We start from the raw sequence: 1,285 nt of genomic DNA, 5'->3' as shown, positions 1-1,285 counted from the left end.
CAGTCTGCTGAAGAACCCCCTCGCCACGGAGGGGGCTTGATGATTCACTTGATCATCTCGAATCGGCGGAGATGATCATGCGGGGCAGGTTTACGGATCAGGGCGGACTGTTTTCGTACATTGCGCCGGATAAGCGGGTGCCAGCGAACCATCCGCTGCGGAAGGTCCGGGAACTCGTCCGGGATGTTTTGAGTGATTTGAACCGCAGCCTTGGGAGGCTCTACGCCAGCGAGGGACGTCCTTCGATCCCTCCGGAGCAATTGCTGAGCGCCTTGCTGCTGCAGGTGTTCTACGGCATCCGCTCGGAACGCCAGTTGATGGAGCAACTGGACTACAATCTTTTGTATCGCTGGTTCGTGGGACTGTCGCCGGACGATCCGGTCTGGGACCCGACCACCTTCACCAAGAACCGGGAGCGGCTGCAGAACGGCGATGTGTTCACGAAGTTCATGACCAGGCTTCTGAACCATCCGCAGGTCAAGCCGCTGCTGTCGGACGAGCACTTCTCGGTGGATGGAACGCTGATCGAGGCCTGGGCTTCACAGAAGAGTTTTCGCCCCAAAGACGGCAGCGGCGACGATGATGACGGCGCCAACTTCCACGGCCAGAAGCGCAAGAACGACACTCATGCGAGTACCAGCGACCCGGACAGCCGGCTTTATCGCAAGGCGGCCGGACGGGAGGCCAAGCTTTGCTATATGGGCCACGCCACCATGGAGAACCGGCATGGGCTGGCGGTGGCCGGCAGGGTCACGCATGCCAATGGCACCGCCGAACGCCGGGCTTCGGAGACCATGCTGAAGGCGAGACGCAAAGCCGCAGGCCGCCGCATCACGGCCGGCGAGGACAAGGCGTACGATACCGCCGATCATGTCGCCAATCTTCGCGCCATCGGCGTGACGCCACATGTGACACAGAACCAGGCCGTCACCAAAACCGGCAAGAACCGCAACAGCGCCATCGACGAACGAACCACGCGGCATCCGGGGTACGGCATGTCGCAATCGCGCCGGGCGATGGTCGAGTGCATCTTCGGATGGGGCAAGCAGCATGGCACCATGCGCAAGACCAAGCATCGTGGCATCGCTCGCGTCGCCGCCGACTTCCTGCTCAATCTGATCGCCTATAACCTGATCCGCATTCCAAAACTGCTTGCCGCTTAGCCACCCCGCGTCAGGTGCACCCAACACCAGGCTAGAAATTTACATCCAACTCCGCCGCGTCGCCCCAACAACGACCGGCCAGAATAAAAAAACTCTCCATTTCATGGTTTTTCAGCGGACTG

At 60.6% G+C, this 1,285-nt stretch carries 1 protein-coding gene; it reads left to right on the top strand.

What is annotated here, in order from left to right:
• The first annotated feature begins 77 nt into the window (after window positions 1-77).
• The gene (locus C7G61_RS42755; RefSeq protein WP_040425825.1) at window positions 78-1,163 is read left to right on the top strand and encodes an IS5 family transposase; all 1,086 of its coding nucleotides are present in this window, start codon (window positions 78-80) and stop codon (window positions 1,161-1,163) included.
• Window positions 1,164-1,285 lie beyond the last annotated feature (122 nt).

The sequence above is a fragment of the Bradyrhizobium algeriense genome (genome assembly GCF_003062295.1).
Classification (GTDB): Bacteria; Pseudomonadota; Alphaproteobacteria; order Rhizobiales; family Xanthobacteraceae; genus Bradyrhizobium; species Bradyrhizobium algeriense.
The sequence above is the reverse complement of the archived record's forward strand: the minus strand, read 5'-3'. Positions and strand labels throughout refer to the sequence as shown.